The sequence below is a fragment of the Flexivirga endophytica genome (assembly GCF_014640635.1).
Taxonomy (GTDB): Bacteria; Actinomycetota; Actinomycetes; order Actinomycetales; family Dermatophilaceae; genus Flexivirga; species Flexivirga endophytica.
The window spans coordinates 216,888-234,794 of the sequence record NZ_BMHI01000003.1; the positions used below are offsets into that span (position 1 = coordinate 216,888).

Annotated in this window: 17 protein-coding genes; 5 read left to right on the plus strand and 12 right to left on the minus strand. The window is 68.3% G+C overall.

Features of this window, described 5'->3' with window-relative positions; genetic code table 11:
• The first annotated feature begins 105 nt into the window (after positions 1-105).
• Positions 106-312, plus strand: a complete 207-nt coding sequence (locus tag IEX71_RS09610; RefSeq protein WP_188836798.1) for a CsbD family protein — start codon at positions 106-108, stop codon at positions 310-312.
• Positions 313-379: 67 nt separating this feature from the next.
• Here the strand turns inward: IEX71_RS09610 and purD are convergent, their stop codons facing one another.
• On the minus strand, positions 380-1,660 hold the full coding sequence (purD, locus tag IEX71_RS09615; RefSeq protein WP_188836799.1) for a phosphoribosylamine--glycine ligase: 1,281 nt from the start codon (positions 1,658-1,660) through the stop codon (positions 380-382).
• A 388-nt stretch (positions 1,661-2,048) separates the two neighbouring features.
• Here purD and IEX71_RS09620 point away from each other — a divergent pair, with 388 nt between their 5' ends.
• From IEX71_RS09620 to IEX71_RS09630, 3 genes are all read left to right on the plus strand, one after another.
• Entirely contained in the window at positions 2,049-3,065 is a 1,017-nt protein-coding gene (locus IEX71_RS09620) for a helix-turn-helix transcriptional regulator (protein WP_188836800.1), read from the plus strand.
• 66 nt (positions 3,066-3,131) lie between these two features.
• Positions 3,132-5,336, plus strand: a complete 2,205-nt coding sequence (locus IEX71_RS09625; protein ID WP_188836801.1) for a HelD family protein — start codon at positions 3,132-3,134, stop codon at positions 5,334-5,336.
• Between the two features lie 35 nt (positions 5,337-5,371).
• The gene (locus IEX71_RS09630; protein ID WP_188836802.1) at positions 5,372-5,686 is read left to right on the plus strand and encodes a chorismate mutase; all 315 of its coding nucleotides are present in this window, start codon (positions 5,372-5,374) and stop codon (positions 5,684-5,686) included.
• Positions 5,687-5,693: 7 nt separating this feature from the next.
• Here IEX71_RS09630 and IEX71_RS09635 read toward each other — a convergent pair whose 3' ends face one another.
• Together IEX71_RS09635 and IEX71_RS09640 are read right to left on the minus strand one after the other, a co-directional pair.
• Positions 5,694-6,455 (minus strand): hypothetical protein, encoded by a 762-nt coding sequence (locus tag IEX71_RS09635; protein WP_188836803.1) that lies wholly within the window; start codon positions 6,453-6,455, stop codon positions 5,694-5,696.
• 80 nt (positions 6,456-6,535) lie between these two features.
• Positions 6,536-6,901, minus strand: a complete 366-nt coding sequence (locus IEX71_RS09640) for an ArsR/SmtB family transcription factor (protein ID WP_188836804.1) — start codon at positions 6,899-6,901, stop codon at positions 6,536-6,538.
• Positions 6,902-6,986: 85 nt separating this feature from the next.
• Between IEX71_RS09640 and IEX71_RS09645 the strand changes: the two genes are divergently transcribed.
• On the plus strand, positions 6,987-7,967 hold the full coding sequence (locus tag IEX71_RS09645; RefSeq protein ID WP_188836805.1) for a cation diffusion facilitator family transporter: 981 nt from the start codon (positions 6,987-6,989) through the stop codon (positions 7,965-7,967).
• A gap of 126 nt (positions 7,968-8,093) precedes the next feature.
• Here IEX71_RS09645 and lysS read toward each other — a convergent pair whose 3' ends face one another.
• The 9 genes from lysS to IEX71_RS22665 all read right to left on the minus strand — a co-directional run bounded on the left by lysS (position 8,094) and on the right by IEX71_RS22665 (position 17,851).
• Positions 8,094-9,833, minus strand: a complete 1,740-nt coding sequence (gene lysS, locus IEX71_RS09650) for a lysine--tRNA ligase (protein ID WP_188836806.1) — start codon at positions 9,831-9,833, stop codon at positions 8,094-8,096.
• Between the two features lie 79 nt (positions 9,834-9,912).
• The gene (locus tag IEX71_RS09655; RefSeq protein ID WP_188836807.1) at positions 9,913-10,194 is read right to left on the minus strand and encodes a hypothetical protein; all 282 of its coding nucleotides are present in this window, start codon (positions 10,192-10,194) and stop codon (positions 9,913-9,915) included.
• 88 nt (positions 10,195-10,282) lie between these two features.
• Positions 10,283-10,492 (minus strand): hypothetical protein, encoded by a 210-nt coding sequence (locus IEX71_RS09660; RefSeq protein ID WP_188836808.1) that lies wholly within the window; start codon positions 10,490-10,492, stop codon positions 10,283-10,285.
• Between the two features lie 65 nt (positions 10,493-10,557).
• Positions 10,558-10,827 (minus strand): hypothetical protein, encoded by a 270-nt coding sequence (locus IEX71_RS09665; protein ID WP_188836809.1) that lies wholly within the window; start codon positions 10,825-10,827, stop codon positions 10,558-10,560.
• A 1-nt stretch (position 10,828) separates the two neighbouring features.
• Positions 10,829-12,133 (minus strand): adenylosuccinate synthase, encoded by a 1,305-nt coding sequence (locus tag IEX71_RS09670; protein ID WP_188836810.1) that lies wholly within the window; start codon positions 12,131-12,133, stop codon positions 10,829-10,831.
• Between the two features lie 56 nt (positions 12,134-12,189).
• Positions 12,190-14,736, minus strand: a complete 2,547-nt coding sequence (gene ptsP / locus IEX71_RS09675) for a phosphoenolpyruvate--protein phosphotransferase (protein WP_188836811.1) — start codon at positions 14,734-14,736, stop codon at positions 12,190-12,192.
• 18 nt (positions 14,737-14,754) lie between these two features.
• Positions 14,755-15,381 carry a dihydroxyacetone kinase subunit DhaL gene (gene dhaL, locus IEX71_RS09680; protein WP_188836812.1) on the minus strand — a complete coding sequence of 209 codons (627 nt, stop codon included), beginning with the start codon at positions 15,379-15,381 and terminating at the stop codon, positions 14,755-14,757.
• Between the two features lie 2 nt (positions 15,382-15,383).
• Positions 15,384-16,385 (minus strand): dihydroxyacetone kinase subunit DhaK, encoded by a 1,002-nt coding sequence (dhaK, locus tag IEX71_RS09685; RefSeq protein WP_188836813.1) that lies wholly within the window; start codon positions 16,383-16,385, stop codon positions 15,384-15,386.
• Between the two features lie 83 nt (positions 16,386-16,468).
• A complete protein-coding gene (locus IEX71_RS22665; protein ID WP_188836814.1) occupies positions 16,469-17,851 on the minus strand; it encodes a TerD family protein in 1,383 nt (460 codons plus the stop codon).
• Positions 17,852-17,907 lie beyond the last annotated feature (56 nt).

Below are 17,907 nucleotides of genomic sequence, written 5' to 3' on the forward strand. Positions count from 1 at the left end.
GCCAACAGTCTTCCAGTCCGCGGACTTTCCTGGGCTCGGGGGTGACGATCTGCTGCCCGGGTACGTTAGACAGGACGTACTGACCACATCGAACCAGGAGTTGACATGGGTCTGAAGGACAATCTGAGCAACATGGCCGAGGAAGCCAAGGGCAAGGCGAAGGAAGCCCTCGGCAACGTGACGGGTGACAAGGACAAGCAGGCCGAAGGCGAAGCCGACCAGGCATCGGCCAACTTCAAGCAGGCCGGTGAGAACATCAAGGACGGCGACCTGAAGGGCGCTGCGAACGACGCCAAGGACGCGCTCGACTGAGTCGTTCACGAGACATCAAGAGGGCCGGCCGCTCACGCGGCCGGCCCTCTTGTCGTCTCTTCAGCCGTCAGGCCGTCGGCACCGTAAGCGTGCCGTCCGCCGCGGCCTGCGCAATGTCGGTCCGGTGGTGCGAGCCACGCAGCTGCACCCCCGCCACCACCTCGTATGCCGCGGCCCTGGCCGCAGCCAGATCCGTGCCGACCCCGACGGCCGACAGCACCCGGCCTCCGGAGGAGACCAACGATCCGGCGTCGTCACGTGCGGTGCCGGCGTGCAACAGATAGGCCGCGTCCGAGCCCTCGCCGTCGGCTCCGGAGATCACGTCGCCGGTGCGCGGAGCCGCGGGGTATCCCTCACTGGCGATGACCACGGTCACCGCTGCATCGTCCTGCCAGACCAGTGGCGGCAGGTCTTCGAGCGTGCCGTCCGCGGCGGCACGCAACAATGCACCGAGCGGAGTGCGCAGCCGTGCCAGCACCACCTGTGTCTCAGGATCACCGAAGCGCGCGTTGAACTCGATCACCCGCGGCCCCGCGGGGGTCAGTGCGAGCCCGACATACAGGACACCGGCGAAGGGCGTCCCGCGTCGTCGCATCTCGTCGATGGTCGGTTGTGCGATCCGCGCGACGACGTCGTCGACCAAGTCGTCCGGCGCCCACGGGAGCGGTGAATACGCGCCCATGCCACCGGTGTTCGGGCCTTCATCGCCGTCGCGGGCACGTTTGAAGTCCTGCGCCGGAGCCAACGGTCGCACCGTGGCGCCGTCGGTGATGCAGAAGAGGGAGACCTCCGGGCCGCTGAGGAACTCCTCGATGACGATCGTGCCGCCGCCGGCGAAGCAGCCCGCAGCGTGCTCCAGTGCGGCGTCCAGGGAGTCGGTGACGACGACGCCCTTGCCCGCGGCCAGCCCGTCGTCCTTGACGACATACGGCGCTCCGGTGGCCCCCAGCGCGGCCCTGGCCTCGTCGGCGTCGGCGCACACGTAGCTGCGCGCGGTGGGCACGTCGGCCGCGGCCATGATCTCTTTGGCGAAGGCCTTGCTGCCCTCGAGTTGTGCCGCCTCGGCGGACGGTCCGAACGCGGCGATACCCGCGTCCCGCACCGCGTCGGCGACACCTGCCACCAGCGGTGCCTCCGGCCCGACGACCACCAGGTCGCTGCCCAGCGAGCGGGCGAGATCGGCGACCGCAGCGCCGTCGGTCAGGTCGGGCAGCGGATGGCATTCGGCGACCGCGGCGATGCCCGGATTGCCGGGTGCCGCGTCGACCTGGGTGACGTCCGGATCGCCCAACAGGCCGCGGACGATGGCGTGCTCTCGGGCACCTGAACCGATGACAAGGGCTCTCACGGGGCACGAGCCTACGCGGGCGCGCGCCTGTTGCCGCAGCGCATCTCTGGCTCTGGAACGGCCGCGGGAAGTATCGGTGGGTGCTTAGGCGGTGGGCCCTTCCCGAAAGTCAGGGGGGAGGTCTCCCGGGAAGGGGCCCACCAACGAACACAGGGTCAGCCGGAGGGGGACTCGGCGACGCTTCCGCGCTCGTCACGACACAAGGTCGTTGAACCCACTATGACATGCGCGCGCCGATCTTGTTAAACGCCCGCTGGCGGACTCTCGTCAATGTCGGCAATCCGCCATAGTCTGTCCAAGACAGTTCGACGGCGGTGCCGCTCTGCGACGCCGCAACGGGACCAGCTGCAGCCGATTCCCACCCTGAATCCCACCCGAGGAGCCGCTCGTGCGCAAACGCCGCCAGCCAAGCACCCCCGCCCTCGCCGACCCGCTCGACCCCGCTGACGAGGAGGTCGCGCCGCTCTACCTGGCGATGCTCGAAACGCCGCATCCCTCGCGCGATTCGCTTCGCGCCCAAGGCTTTTCGCAGGAGCAGCTCGATCGGCTGCTACCGGTCCTGGAGAAGCGGCGGATGATCCAGCGGGTGGACGGCGCCAGCTGGTCCGTCGTCCCTCCCGACGTCGCGATGCCCGCCTTCGCCGCCGAGCTGGAGGCGCGTGCTCGGATGGTGCGCACGACCGCCCAGGCACTTTCCCGGGTCTATCTGCGCACCCGCGCGGCCGACCGCACGGACGCCACCTCCGGCGCGGTCATGCTGGAGTCCCTGGTGGACGTCGCTCAGGCACTGCACCAGGTCACCACGACGGCACAGGAATGGGTGCTGTCCAGCAGGGTCGACTCTCCGTTGTCGCGTTATCTGCTCGACGCACCGCGGCCGGTCTCGACCACTCCGTTCCTCAACAGTCGCGGCGAGCCGTTGAACGTTCGGCTCGACATCGACCCGGCACTGCTGCCGGAGCCCAACGTGCTGGAGATCATGCAGGCGAGGGTCGACGCGGGCGACGTCATACGCCTCACGACCGGGCTGCCGTTCACCGGCGCGGTCAACGATCAGGGCCTGGCGATGATCGACCTGGGCGACGACGGCGGCTCGCCGGTCGGCATCCTGCTCAACCGGTCGGCCGGTGGTGCACGCGTCCAGGCGGCGCTGGAGTTCGCCTGGCAGCTCGGGACACCGTGGCGGCCGTCCAACGCACCCGCGTCGAAGTTCGATCAGCTGGACCCGCGCGACCGCAGCATCATCCGGCTGATGGCGGGTGGTGTTTCGGACGCCGCGATAGCCCGGCAGCTGGGCATCTCCTCACGCACCGTCGAGCGCCGCGTCCGCACCCTGCTCGACCGGCTCAACGCGACGACCCGCTTCCAGGCCGGCGTGTTGGCTGCCCGGCAGGGTCTCATCTGATGGGCAGATTAGACTCAGGGGTTCGCTGCATTCGCAGTGGTTCGTCACTCACCTCCTGGGGGCCTTGTGAGCGCTGACCGATCCGGGGTGTCGCCCGCCGTTGCCGCGGAGATCGCCACTGAGCAAGCACACGTCGATCAGGTGTATGCCGAGCTGACCAAGGCCGGGGAACGCGCGGCCCTCGTCGAGGCCGAGGGGCTGGCCCGTGGCCGCACCGATCGCACCGGCGAGGCGCGTGAGGAAGAGGTCACCGGCCTCTTCGAGCGCGACGCGCTGGTCTTCAACGCCGGCCGCCGTCGGCAGAGCCTGCAGACCCAGTACGAAGGACTGGTCTTCGGCCGCCTGGACCTGGAGCACGACAAGGCCGACGAGCACGGCGAGACGCGAGAGGTCCGCTACATCGGCCGTCTCGGTGTGCGCGACGACACCTACGAGCCGCTCGTCATCGACTGGCGCGCACCGGCGGCGTCCGCCTTCTATCGCGCGACCCCCGTCGAGCCGCAGGGTGTGGTCCGGCGCCGGGTGCTGCGCTGCCGCGACTCCCGCGTGCTCGGTGTCGAGGACGACCTGATGGTGCCGGAGGCACCCGAAGGCATGGTCGTCGTCGGCGACGGCGCACTGATGGCCGCGCTCACCCGCTCGCGCGGTGCCCGGATGCGCGACATCGTTGCCACCATCCAGCGCCACCAGGACGAAGCGATCCGTGCCGACAGCTCCGGCGTCACCGAGATCACCGGCGGCCCGGGCACCGGCAAGACCGTGGTCGCGCTGCACCGGGCGGCATACCTGCTCTACTCCCAGCGCCGGAAGTTCGAGGCCGGCGGCATCCTCGTCGTAGGCCCGTCCGCGGCATACACCGCCTACATCGAGCGGGTGCTGCCCTCACTCGGTGAGGACAGCGTCACGTTGCGGTCGCTCGGCGACCTCGTCGACGGTATGACGGCAACCCGCTTCGACTCCCCCGCTGCCGCTGAGGTGAAGGGCTCGACGCGGATCCGTCAGGTCCTCAGCCGGGCCGCTCGTGACACGGCACCCGGGTCGGCGACACAGTTCCGCGCCATGGTCGACGGCCATCCGATCCGCATCGACACCCCGGAGCTGCTCCGGATCCGGCGCCAGGTGCTGCGCCACCACCAGCACAACTCGGGCGCCGAAGCAGCGACCGCGGCGTTGGCCGAGAGTGCCTGGCGACAGGCCACCAACGCGGATGAGAAGTCCGAGTTCCTCGACCACTTCACCGATCACCGCGATGTCGAGGCGTTCGTGCACGACTGGTGGCGCCCGGTTGATCCGCGAGAGGTGCTGCTGTGGCTGGCCGACGACGAGCGCGTCGAGGCATACACGCGCGGCATTCTCAGCGCGGAGCAGACCACCTTGTTGCGTGACTCCATGCGCGTGGCTCTGACCGAGGGCAGCTGGTCGGTCGCCGACGTGGGGTTGGTCGACGACGTCCTGTCGCGGGTCGGCGTCGTACCCGAGGCACCGCGCGAGGAGCGCGGCTTCTACGAGATCGAGGAGCTCGACGAACGCGGGGTGGCCGAACTCGGTGCGCAGCAAAGCTTTCGGGCCCACGAGGTGGGCTACGAGGTCACGCCGGCGGACCCACGGGAGCGGCTGCTCGCCGGCAAGGTCAGCCGGTCCGACGACTACGCACACGTGCTGGTCGACGAGGCTCAGGACCTGTCGCCGATGCAGTGGCGGATGCTCGGTCGCCGCGGGCGTTACGCCTCGTGGACCGTCGTCGGCGACGCGGCACAGAGCTCGTGGCCGCTGGTCGACGAGGCCATCGCCGCTCGTGACGAGGCCTTCGGCAACAAGCAACGCCGGCGCTTCCACATGGCCACCAACTACCGCAACGCCCGGGAGATCTTCGACTACGCCGCGCAGCTGATCCTGCCGGTCGTGCCGGACGCCGACATCCCGCAGGCGGTCCGCGAGACCGGCGTGCGGCCGCTGCAGCTGTCCGCGTCGCAGGACACGCTGCTCGACGAGGTCCGTGGCGCCGTCAAGAGCCTCCTCGACGAGGTCGAGGGCAGCATCGCGGTGATCTCACCGGAGCGGCACCGGCAGCGCCTGGCAGGTGTCCCGCACGAGGCCGAACGCATCGTGCTCGTCGACCCGATGTCGACCAAGGGCCTCGAGCACGACGCCACCGTCGTGGTCGATCCTGATGAGATCATCGCCGAATCCCCTGGCGGCGCAAGGGTTCTGTATGTCGCCCTGACCCGTGCCGCGCATCGCATGACAGTTCTGGAGGTGCACGACGTATGACGGATGACAGGTCCGGCCGAAGGCCGGCAGACAGCATGGGGTCTGATTCGACGACGAGGAACGAATCGTCCAATCAGACCCTCGCGACATACCGCCGCTCCATCGACAACATTGACGCGGCCCTTATCCACATCCTGGCCGAGCGGTTCCGGATCACCAAGGCCGTCGGCGAATACAAGGCGACCCACGAGCTACCGCCCGCCGACCCGGCACGCGAGGAGACGCAGATCGCCCGATTACGTGCGCTGGCAACCGAATCCGGACTCGACCCGGAGTTCAGTGAGAAGTTCCTGCGTTTCGTGATCGACGAGGTCATCCATCACCACGAGCGCATCCGCGAGGACCGCTGAGTCGGACCTACTCGCAGGTGGAGCCGGACTGCACGGCGAATTGCTTCCGCTTGCCCGGCGTGGTCTTCGCGAGCAACTGCTGCACGTCCGCAGCGGACTTGCCGAACGTCAGCGCACCGACTGTGTATACGGGGGTGTCCTCCGCGGCCGCCCGCGCTTGTGCCAAGCCGCGCGTAGTACCTTCCAGTTCTCCGACGCCGACCGTGTTGTCGTCGTACGGCAGTGTCGACTGGGTCCCCAACCCACGCCACCCCGCGGGTATCTTGCCGTCTCCTTCGGCGCATCTGGCCGACTCCCACACGTAGGCGCTGATGTAGGTGTGGCCGACTTCGAGTCGCGGAGTGCCGCTCGTGCCGATCTTCTGCCGGTCGTTCACGTCACCGTCGCGCAACTTCCAACCGAGCCCTAACTGGGTGAACGTCTTGGGCAACTCAGCGTCCGCGTGCTCACCGGACCAGAGAACCTTCTCGACCCGCAGCGTGACCCGACGTCCGACGGATGTCGCGTCGCCGATGTCGACGTCCTTCTGCCCGGTCACGGTAACCACCGCGACGTGATCGGCGTAGGTAACCCAGTCCTTCGGCGTCTCGTTGGGTAGGCGGTCCTCGCCATACCCGAGGAGGACGTTCGCGGTTGCCGGCGGATCGCTCGTCGAGAAGCTGGGACTCGTGGCGTTGCCACCGGCGGACCCGCAGCCGGTCAGGCACACCATGAGGGAGCCGATCGCCACAGCCGAGAGCGAGATTCGAACCAATGGGCTGCTGCGCATATTGCCCTCCCACCTGAACGTTTCATCCAAGCTAACGCAGCACTAGCTGCATGTTGCTTCAAGCGCGAAATCGTTACCACTCAGCCGCTGACCTGGTGGTCGGCGTGGAAGAGCGCCTCGGTCAGCAGGGACCGCAGGTGTGCGCCCTGCAACCGATAAACGACCCGGCGCCCGTCGCGCTCACCCACGACGAGCCCGGCCAGCCGCAGCTTGGCCAGGTGCTGGCTGGCGACGGTCGGGCGACAGCCGGCCGTCTCCGCGAGTGTCGCGACGTCCAGCTCTGCGTCGCGCAACGCCCACAGGATGCGCACCCGGGTCGCATCGGCGAGCAGCCCGAACGTCGTGACCGCCGCGTCGACCTGCTCCGCGGACAGGTCCTCGGTGTGCCGGTCCGCGGGTTCCCGTGATTTCACCTGTCGGGAGTTCACCCGTTCGGAAGCCGCCATGTGCACCGACTATAGTTGTTCATATATTCGCAGGTGCGCATATGACGATAATGAGATTCACATTCATCTCGGTGAGGCGAACACGATGACCGACCCGACACCACTGTGCGGTGGCGAGCCCGGGACGCGGCTGACCGGCACCGGCCATGAGCACGGTGGTCACGCCGGCCACTCACACGGCGTGAGCATCAACGCGGACCGGCGCTACCTCATCGGCGCGCTCACCCTCCTCGGCCTCTTCATGATCGGCGAGGTCATCGCTGCCTTCGCGTCCGGGTCACTGGCCCTGCTGTCCGATGCGGGCCACATGCTCAGCGATGTCGGCGCGATCGCTGCCGCGCTCTGGGCGATGCACCTGGCCGCCCAACCCGCCCGCGGCAGTTGGACATTCGGCTGGAAGCGCGCCGAGATCCTGTCCGCTGCAGGCAACGGCGTCACGCTCCTCGTCGTGTCGGGCATCATCGCGTTCGAGGCCGTCCGGCGGCTGATCCATCCGCCCGAGGTCGAGGGCGGAGCCGTCGTGATCGTTGCCCTGGTCGGGGTGGCCGTCAACATCGCCGCCGCCTGGTTGCTCGCACGCGCCAACCGCGCGAGCCTCAATGTGGAGGGCGCCTACCAGCACATCCTCACCGACCTCTATGGCTTCATCGGCACCGTGGTCGCCGGCGTCGTCATACTGCTGACCGGGTGGACGCGCGCCGACCCGATCGCGTCGCTGATCGTCGTCGCCCTCATGCTGTATGCCGCCTGGGGCCTGCTCCGCGACAGCGGGCGCATCCTGCTCGAGGGCGCTCCACGCAACGTCGACCTGGACTCACTGCGCGCGCATCTGTTGGAAACAGAGCACGTTCGCGCCGTGCACGACCTGCACGTGTGGACGGTGACCTCGGACCTGCCGGCCGTCTCGGTGCACGTCGTCGTGGAGGACGAGTGCTTCGCCGACGGGCATGCGCCACAGCTGCTGGACCATCTGCAAGCGTGCCTGCACGGGCATTTCGACGTCGAGCACTCCACGTTCCAACTCGAGCCGGAGAGTCACTCCGCCCACGAGCCGGGCACCCACTGAGCGACCTTGCCGAGAGGACACCCACTGTGTCGAGAGGACACCGGATTTCGGCTGAAATCGCCGCTTTTGGGTGTCCTCTCGGTGAACGGGTGTCCTCTCGGCAATGGGGAGCCACCGGCGGGTTGGTCAGCGGCCGAGCAGACTCCGCGTGCGCTCGGCACCGACGGCCAGCAGCAGCGTCGGCAGGCGCGGACCGGTGTCCTTGTCGACCAGCAGGTTGTAGAGCAGCTTGAAGAACTGCCGCTGCGCCGCGCCGAGCTCCTTGTCGCCCTTGACGATCTGGTCGGCAGCCAACCCACGCTGCACCTTCGGCACGCCGTAGACCTGGTGGGTCAGCCCGTCGAGCGACCAGGACTCCTCGAGCGCATGCAGGTCGGCACCGTTGCCGTCCAACAGGATTCGCAGACCCTCGCGCTCGCCATCGGTCAGCGACGCGAGCCGGTCGGTGTCCGCGGACGCACGCACCACGGTGCGTTCCTCATCGGTCATCTGCGTCTCGACCCAGTGCTCCACGCAGCTCAGCCGGGGCCGCAACTGGTCGAGCGATGCCACGGGGTTGTCCGCGTCCAGCGCCGCCACGATGCGCAGCGTCTGGTCGGGGTCACCCGTTGTGATATCGACGATGGACGCGAGCGTCCGGTAGGACACCGGACGCGGGGTCAGCCGCAGCGAGCCGACGGCCGTCGAGGAAGCCCGCGTGTATGACGCAACGTCCCCCGGCTGGCCCTTGTCAGCGGCGACCTTCTTGACGAGGGAGTCCCATTCGTCATACATCCGCTCGACCTCGGCGTCGAAGGCGACACTGAAGGACTGCGCGGGCTTGCGGCGGGCGTAGAGCCAGCGCAGCAGTTGCGGCTCCATGATCTGCAGCGCGTCGGCGGGCGTCGGCACACCGCCGCGCGACGACGACATCTTGGCCATGCCCTTGATGCCGACGAACGCATACATCGGGCCGAGCGGCCGCTCCCAGCCGAACATCGGCGCCAGCTCCTTGCCGACGACGTATGACGACCCCGGCGACTGGTGGTCGACACCGGAGGGCTCGAAGGTAACCTTCTCGTAGGACCAGCGCATCGGCCAGTCGACCTTCCAGACCAACTTGCCGCGGCGGAACTCTCGCAGGTTGACGGTCTCGGTGTGCCCGCAGCGGCAGGTGTAGGTCATCGCGGTCGTCGCGTCGTCATACGCGGTGACCGTGGTGAAGTCGGTGCCGCACTCGGTGCAGTAGGGCTTGTAGGGGTAGTAGCCGGTCTCGCCGCGGCCGTCGTCCTCGGCAGCGGCCCCCGAACCCTCCTCGGCCTCGGCCGCGGCCGCAGCCTCTTCCTCGGAGAGCTTCTGCTGCTTCGCCTTCTTCGGACCCAGCGTGCGGTATTGGTCGAGCACCTTGTCGATCTCCGACCGCTGCGACATCGCGAAGAGGATCTGCTCGGTGTAGGCGCCGGAGAGGTACTGCCCCGTTTGGCTGATCCCGCGATAGGTGATCCCGAGCTCGGCGAGACTGTCCTCGAGCTGACCCCGGAAGTGCTCCGCCCAACTGGTCGCTGTGGAGCCCTTCGGAGGCGGCACGTCGGTCAGCGGCTTGCCGATGTGCTGCTCCCACGAGCTGTCGACGCCCGGCACGTTGGGCACCTTGCGGAACCGGTCGAAGTCGTCCCAGCTGATGATGTGCTCGACCTCGATGCCGCGGCGGCGTACCTCGTCGGCCACCAGATGCGGGGTCATCACTTCGCGCAGGTTGCCCAGGTGAATGGGTCCGGACGGGGAGATGCCGGACGCGCAGACGACCTTGGTGCCCTTGGCCTTGGCGTCGGCGATCGTCTCGTCGGCGAGTCGGGACACCCAGTCGTCAAGTTGCTGATCAGTCACGACAGTGAAGTTTACGGGCCGCTCAAGGCTGCCCAGTCCACGCCCGGTGAGTCTCCTGCGTCCAGCAGAGTTCTCCGGGTCAGTCCGGCACGTCGACGTAGTCGGTGAACTGAATGGTCGGCTGGGTCGAGGGATCGTGGACGGCAACCTTGAACAACACCGACACGAAGGCGAGCGCCACGAAGGCACCGGCGACGATGAGGGCGATCACGAGGAACGCCGGGCGACGCGGCGTCGGTGACGACGCATAGCGCATCGCGACCACCGCCGCCGTGTCGGGTGCGTCCGTGCTCTCACCGCACAACGCGCAGCGTCCGGCAACGACGTCGCCATCCGTCTCACAGGCCGCGCACCACGTCATACCCGCAGTATGTCGGAGACTGCCGCTCAGCCGACCTGGATCGCCCGATCGAGCAGGAAGAGCCCCAGGCAGCAGTGCGGGTAGGCGGTCAGCCGTTCAGCACGGTCCACGCACACACCAGCACGAACACCGCGATCATCCCGAGGGCGACCCAGGCGATGATCCGATGCGTCAGGTGGTCCGGTCGCAGCGAGCTGGCGAACTGCAGCCCGGGGGCCACCACCGGTGTCAGCCCTTTGCGCTGCGCGTCCTGCGCCAGTGGCGGCTCGAGTTCGAGACCGCGGTCGTGCTCATCCATGAGTCCTCCCCAGAACTCGTCGATACGCCCGTCAAGCGTCCCACAGGAGGGGAGGTTTTCCCAGGTCAGCTGACCTGGATGGCCCAGTCGAGCAGGAAGAGCCCCAGCAACAGCGCCGGTATGGCGCCCGCCATCAGGCACCCCGCCTGCCCTGACTTGCCTTGCCGCTCCTGCCCCTCGGGCAGGTCCTGCGCCGTACGGCGCAGCCGCCACCAGGTGACGGCACCGGCGACGGCGACACCGATGAAGAACACGACCAGGATCCACAGCGTGATCCGGAACGCCAGCGGCGGCGTCTTCCCACTGACCGTGCGCGCTGCGAGCTGGGCGAGCACCTCAGTCCTCGAGCAGGTCGTGACGCACGATGACCTCGGACCGGCCGGGGCCGACACCGATCACCGAGATGCGAGCGCCGATGCGCTGTTCGACGAACTCGACATACGCCCGGCAGTTGGCCGGCAGATCGTCCCACGTCCGGCACGCGGAGATGTCCTCGAACCAGCCGGGCAGTTCTTCGTAGATCGGCTTCGCGTGGTGGAAGGCGCTCTGGTCGGCGGGCATCTCGTCGTGGCGGACGCCGTCGACGTCATACGCGACACAGACCGGGACCTTGTCCAACCCGGACAGCACGTCCAGCTTGGTCAGCACGAAGTCGGTGACGCCGTTGATGCGGTAGGCGTAGCGTCCGATGACGGTGTCGATCCAGCCGCAACGACGCGGGCGGCCGGTGGTGACACCGAACTCCGCACCGGTCTTGCGCAGGAATTCGCCTGAGTCGTCGAGCAGTTCGGTCGGGAAGGGTCCCTCGCCGACGCGGGTCGTGTAGGCCTTGAAGATGCCGATGACCCGGTCGATGCGCGTCGGCGGGATGCCTGCGCCGGTGCACGCACCGCCCGCGGTCGCGTTGGAGGACGTGACGTAGGGGTAGGTGCCGTGGTCGACGTCCAGCAGCGTCGCCTGTCCGGCCTCGCACAGCACGACCTTGCCCTCGTCGAGCGCATGGCCGATCTCCAGGGAGCTGTCGGCGACCATCGGACGAAGGCGGTCGGCATACGAGAGGAGCTCCTCTACGACCTCGTCGACCGGGATCTCGCGCCGGTTGTAGAGCTTGACCAGGATCTGGTTCTTGACCTCGAGCGCGGCCTCGACCTTCTGCCGCAGGATCGACTCGTCGAAGATGTCCTGCACCCGGATGCCGGTGCGGTTCATCTTGTCGGCGTATGTCGGGCCGATGCCTCGGCCGGTCGTGCCGATCTTGCGGGAGCCGAGGAACCGCTCGACCGTCTTGTCGAGCACGCGGTTGTATTCGGCGATGACGTGCGCGTTGCCACTGACCCGCAGTGCGGAGGTGTCGATGCCGCGCTTCTCGAGGCCTTCGATCTCCTCGAAGAGCACGCCCAGGTCGACGACCACGCCGTTGCCGATGACCGGCGTGACACCCGGCGACAGGATGCCACTGGGCAGCAGGTGCAGCGCGTATTTCTCCCGGCTGCCGTCCGGCTGCTCGATGACCACGGTGTGGCCCGCGTTGTTGCCGCCGTTGAACTTCACGACGTAGTCGATGCGGTCGCCCAGGAGGTCGGTCGCCTTGCCCTTGCCTTCGTCGCCCCACTGGGCTCCGACAAGCACGATCGCTGGCATGCTGCTGCCCCTCTTCCGGTCGGTGGTGAGCAGTGACCGGGTCGGGCTGCTCGTCGTCAGCAGTGTCTCAGGCTACCGGTGGGCATCCGGTGAGCAACGAGCAACTCCCGAACAGCCTTGGCCGAACCGGCCTGGAGCGCCCGGTCCGCCAGCTCGCGTGCCGTCGTCCTGCTGGTCCGCCGGATCGCCTGCTTCACGCGCGGGACCATCGGGCCGACGACGCTGAGATCGTGCGCTCCGAGGCCGACGAGCAGCGGCACCGCTTCGACGCGGCTGGCCAGGTCGCCGCAGACGCCGACCTCCACTCCGTCCGGCACCTCGTCGACGACCCGTCGGATGAGCTGCAGGACAGCGGGATCGAGTCCGTCGGCCAGCTCGCTGACGCCGGCGTTGCCGCGATCGGCCGCCAGGGTGTATTGCGTCAGGTCGTTGGTGCCGATGCTCACGAAGTCGAGACCGGCGGCAAGGTCGGCGATCTGTATGGCGGCCGCCGGCACCTCGACCATGATCCCGACGGCGAGGTTCACCTCAGGCACCTTCGCACGCGCTGCCGCCAGCCGATCGAGTGCCCAGTCGACCTCGTCGCGGGTGGTGACCATCGGGAACATCACCCGCACCGGTGTCTGTTCTGCGGCGGCGCAGACCGCATCGAGTTGCGTGTCGAAGAGTTCGGAGTGCTGGTGCATCAGCCGCAACCCGCGCACTCCGAGCATCGGGTTGGTCTCCTGCGGACCGGGGAGGAACGGCAGAGGTTTGTCTCCGCCGACGTCCCAGGTGCGAATGGTGACCGGCTCGCTGCCCAGTGACCGCCCGATCGCAACGAAGGCCGCTGCCTGGATGGTTGCCGATGGCCGGGTCGGCGATGCACCGAAGAGGATCTCCGTGCGCACGAGTCCGGAGCCCTCGGCGCCTTGTTCGGCGGCTGCTGCCGCGTCGCTCGCGCTCGTGATGTTGGCGCCGACGCGGATCCGCATGCCGTCACGGGTGACGGCCGACTCCGTCGCTCTGCGCGAAGCCTCATCGGCATCCGCCCGGTGCCGGGCGAGCAGCTCGACCAGCTCGGACCTCTGGCCCTCGTCCGGGGCGACCACGAGTTTCCTTGTATTCACGTCGAATCCGATGGTCGTCCCGTCCTCGACGTTGGTAACCGCGTCGCCACCGTCGGTGTAGATCGGGATGCCCCGAGACCGTGCCACGATGACTCCGTGGCCGGTGCTTCCGCCGCGCATCGTGACGACGCCGGCCACGCCTGCTCCGTCCAGGCCTGCGGCGGTGGCCGGATCCAGCTCGTCGACGATGAGCACCGCACCATCCGGAATGTCCTGGTGTCCAAGGGAATCGGGCCCGTGCACCAGGGCTTGCAGCACCTGCCGCTCGATCGCGCGGACGTCCTGGGCGCGCGCCCGTTGGTATGCGTCGGAGAGTCCTTCGAACTCCGCTGCCAACTCGTTGAGCACGGCCTGCCACGACGCGGACGCCGACTCGCCTCGCGTGATGCGACCGGCGACGTCGTCGAGCATCGTGTCGTCCCCGAGCAACACGAGGTGCGCACCGAGGATGTCGGACAACTCGCTGGTCGAGCCCGTATCACTCCCCTGTTGCTGTCGTATGGCGCCCGCCACCGCGACGACCGCGCTATCGGATCGCTGCTGCTCCTCCGCGGGCGAACCCTGCTGGTATGCCTCGAGATCCACGTCGTTCCGAAGGACGTACGCGGGCCCGAGCGCCGCGTCGAGGCCGGAACCCTGCGCCGATGGGGCGTCGCTCCGCGGCTCGACGACGGACCGCGCCGCATCTGCAGTCGGTGCGTGTTTCGGGGTCCCCGGGAAGTATTCGGGGGAGCGAAGCGGGGGAGAAACTTCGTGGGGTGAATCCGCGAAGTCGCGCGCCACCAGGTCGCGGATCGCTGCCAGCACCTCGGAGGCCTGCGGCCCGTCCGCAGTCGCCCGTAACCGGGCGTTGTGACCGGCGTTCAGTGTTGCGACCTTGCTGAGGCTGGTCGCCGGGACCGGGCCCGCTCCGCTGTCGATGTCGGCCAGCGTCACGTCCGCGTCATACGAGCGGACCAGTGCGACCAGCTTCGCCGCCGGCCGCGCATGCAGCCCGTGCGGGTCGGCGATGACGACCTCGACGGACTCACTCGCTGGTCGAGTGTCGGAGGAACGCAGCGGGGGAGGTGTATCGAGACCAGCGTCAGCACCGAGATGCACCCGCTTCGCGTCCAGCCCTTCCTCCGCATCACCGGCGACCTCCTCCAGACTCGCACCGGACGCCGCCGACACGACAGCCGGGACGATGCCTTCGACCAGTGGCGCAGCGGAGATGCGCACCCGCTCCGCGATGTCGGGATCGATGAGTTCACAGGCCATTTCGGCGCTGAGGACCGAGCTGCCGATGTCGACGAGCACCAGCACGTCATTGCCGTCGGCGGCGACCTCCTCGATCGCAGCGGCGACTGCGGTCGCGTCGGTGCCGAAGGTGGTCTCGTCCAGGCCCGCCGCCACCGTCATCGGTGGAGGGTTCCCGCCGGCCATCTCCCGGGCCAGCGCGGCGACCGCTTCACCGAGAGCGCGGCTGTGCGACACGACGACGATGCCGATCATGGTCCGACTCCTGCCGGCTCAGGCGAGCGTTGCTGCGGCGGCCTCGAGCAGCAACACCGAGGAGGTGGCGCCCGGGTCCTGGTGTCCCGCGCTGCGCTCGCCCAGGTAGCTGGCGCGTCCCTTGCGTGCGACGAGTGGCGTCGCAGCATCACGTCCTCCGGCTCCGGCCTCCGCGGCCGCCCGCAGCGCGGCGTCGAGGCCGTCCGGCGCCGCCGCGTCATACGCCTCGAGTGCCGGCGCCCACGCGTCGATCATCGTCTTGTCGCCGACCTCGGCCTTGCCGCGCTGGACGATCCCCTCGACACCGGCGCGCAGCGCGACACCGAGCGCCTGCGCATCGACTGGTCCGTCCCCGAGCTTGCCGCCGAACCGCAGGAAGAACGTGCCGTAGAGCGGTCCGCTCGCTCCGCCGACCGAGCTGACAAGCGTCATCCCGATCTTCTTGAAAAGGTCTGCGCCAGACGCGAACTCGCCCGCTTCCAGTGCTGCGACCACCGCGCTCATCCCGCGGTCCATGTTGCTGCCGTGGTCGGCGTCCCCGATGGCCGAGTCCAACTCGGTGAGCATCGCGGCGTTCTCGTGAATGACGCCGGCATACCGACGCATCCAGTCGCTGAACTGGGCAACCTCGATAGTGTCGCCCATTCTCAAACTCCCCATCGCAGGCCGGGAGTGTTCACGGGCGCATCCCACAGACCGACGAGTTCGTCGTCAGCCTTCACCAGCGTGACCGAGCAGCCCGCCATCTCCAGGGAGGTGATGTAGTTGCCGACCAGGCACCGCGCCACGGTGATGCCGGCCTTCTCGAGAAGCCGCTGCACTTCGCCATACATGATGTAGAGCTCGATCAACGGTGTGCCGCCCATGCCATTGACCATCGCGATGACGGAATCACCTGTGCCGTAAGGCAGATCGGTGAGGATCGGGTCGACGAGCAGCTGCGCGGCTTCAGCTGCGGATGTCATGGGTACGCGTTTACGGCCCGGCTCTCCATGGATACCGATGCCCAGCTCCATCTCGTCGTCGCCGAGCTCGAAGGTGGGTTTGCCCGCCGCCGGCACGGTGCACGAGGTGAGCGCGAGGCCCATGCTGCGTCCGACGCCGTTGATCCGTGTCGCCAGCTCGGTGACCTCGTCGAGCGATCGGCCGCTCTCGGCCGCCGCCCCGACAAGTTTCTCCAGCAGCACAGTCGTGCCGACACCACGGCGCCCGGCGGTGTAGAGGCTGTCCTGCACCGCGACGTCGTCGTCCACGACCACTGAGCGCACCTGCACGTCGCCGTCCGCGGCCAGCTCCGCCGCCATCTCGAAGTTCATCACGTCGCCGGTGTAGTTCTTCACGATGTGCAGCACGCCTGCACCACCGTCGACACCGGTCGTCGCCGCGAGCATCTGGTCGGGCACCGGCGAGGTGAAGACCTCACCGCAGCACGCGGCGTCGAGCATGCCGAGACCGACATACCCGCCGTGCATCGGCTCGTGCCCGGAGCCGCCGCCGGAGACCAGACCGACCTTGCCGCTGCGCGGTGCGTCCTTGCGGAAGACCACTTTGTGCTCGTGATCGACCCGGAGTCGATCGCCGTGAGCGACCTCCATCCCGAGCAGCGCTTGCGAGACAACATCCGCCGGGTCGTTGATCAACTTTTTCATGTCCTCATCGGACCACTCTTCGTCGCGCGCGACAAGCAGTTCCGCAGGACCCGATCACGACCCGGACGCAGGACCGCCCCCGGTCACGGAGCCAGCGCGTGCTCCTCGCCGGGCTTGACGAGCTTCTTGACGGTCTTGCCGTCGTGGAAGTCGCCGATCGCGCGCATCTGCCACGACTGCGGACCGGTGCGGCGCATCGCTGCCATCAGCACGCCGGTCGCCGGCTGCGAGTCGGACAGGTCGAAACGCACCAGCTCCTGCCCGGTGGCATCGTCGACCAGGCGGCAGAACGCGCGACGGATGTTGGTGAACTTCTGGCCACTGAAGGAGTTGATGGTGAAGACCAGTGTCGTCACCTGCGGCGGTATGGCGAGCAGGTCGACCTTGATCTGCTCGTCGTCGCCCTCCCCCGCACCCGTCACGTTGTCACCGGAGTGCTGGATCGCTCCGCCGAACTCCTTCTTGTGCATGAACCAGACGATCTCCAGCTTCTTGCCGGTGCCGTCATAGGCGATGACCGACGCGTCCAGGTCGATGCTGCCGCGGCCGGGCGCCGGGTCCCAACCCAGGCCCATGGTGACCTTGGCCAGCGGCGGTGCGCCGGTCTTCGTGAGGTCCACGCGGGCCTTCTTGGTCAGGTCGACGCGGCCCTTGTCGAGATTGACGACTCCGGCCGACCCCGGCTGCGGCGCCGGAGGTCCCGCCGGCGCGGGCGGCGGCTGCATCGCCGGCGCAGCTTGAGCGGGCGGCGGCGGCTGGTTCGGTGGCGGCGGCTGGACCGGTGGCGGCATCGGCGGCCCGGTCGTGGGCATCGGAGCCGGGGGTACGCCCTGCGGGGCAACGTTCGGTATGCCGACCGGCGGCGGACCCTGTGGCGGCACACCAGGCATGGGAGCGGGTGGCGGCGGCGCAGCGGCCTGCTGGTCGACGGCGGCCGGCGGCGGCTCGGGGTCGCCTTCTACCGAGATGCCGAAATCCGTTGCCAGTCCTGCCAAGCCGGAGCTGTAGCCCTGCCCGACAGCCCGCAACTTCCACTGGCCGTTCCGCTGGTAGAGTTCGCCGCTGACGAACGCAGTCTCGTTCTCCGCATCCATCGCGAAGGTCGCCAACTCAGCGCCACTCGTAGCATCGGACGCCACCAGGCGCAGATCCGGCACCTGCCCGAACGCACCACCGTCGGCGGATGCCGCGAGCACAACTTTCGCCACGGTTGATGGCAATTGCGCCAGATCGACCTCGAGCGCGTCGGCGCCGGGCTGCTTGCCGAGATGCCGCACCGCGCCGCTGGGGTGCCCCGGCTGGTTGTAGAAGATGAAGTCGTCGTCCGAGGAGACCTTGCCGCTCTCCTGCACCAACAGTGCAGAAGCATCGACGTCCGGCACGCCCGGCCCGGGACTCCAATGCAAGGTGATCCGGACCTGTCCGGCGTCCAACGGTGTGTTCGAGCCCTTGGTCAGCTGGGTCATATTGCCTCCCTCATCCGACGGGAGCCAGCATTCGACCCGTGTTTGTTCGGTCGCTC